Source organism: Acinetobacter sp. NIOH-H-8 (genome assembly GCF_046635365.1).
In the GTDB taxonomy this organism is placed as follows: domain Bacteria; phylum Pseudomonadota; class Gammaproteobacteria; order Pseudomonadales; family Moraxellaceae; genus Acinetobacter.
In genome coordinates, this window is sequence record NZ_JBHDVN010000165.1 from 1 (window position 1) to 466 (window position 466).

At 58.8% G+C, this 466-nt stretch carries 1 protein-coding gene; it reads left to right on the top strand.

Going from position 1 to position 466, the window contains the following annotated elements; all coding sequences use genetic code 11:
- On the top strand, positions 1-466 hold a 466-nt coding region (locus tag ACEWB7_RS17590), incomplete at both ends, for a carbon starvation CstA family protein (protein WP_411581035.1).

Sequence of the window (466 nt, forward strand, 5' to 3'; positions counted from 1 at the left end):
GTCTCTGGCTTCCACGCGCTCATCTCTTCCGGCACCACACCGAAACTGCTGGCCTGTGAGACCGATGCGCGTTTTATCGGCTACGGCGCGATGCTGATGGAGTCCTTTGTTGCGGTGATGGCGCTGGTGGCGGCCTCGATCATTGAACCGGGTCTCTACTTCGCGATGAACACCCCGCCGGCAGGTCTGGGCATTACCATGCCAAACCTGCACGAGATGGGCGGCGAGAACGCGCCGCTGATTATGGCGCAGTTGAAAGACGTTACTGCACATGCAGCGGCGACCGTCAGCTCCTGGGGCTTTGTGATTTCCCCGGAACAAATCCTGCAAACTGCGAAAGATATCGGTGAACCGTCAGTATTGAACCGCGCAGGCGGCGCGCCAACGCTGGCAGTAGGTATCGCGCACGTGTTCCACAAAGTCCTGCCGATGGCGGATATGGGCTTCTGGTATCACTTCGGTATTC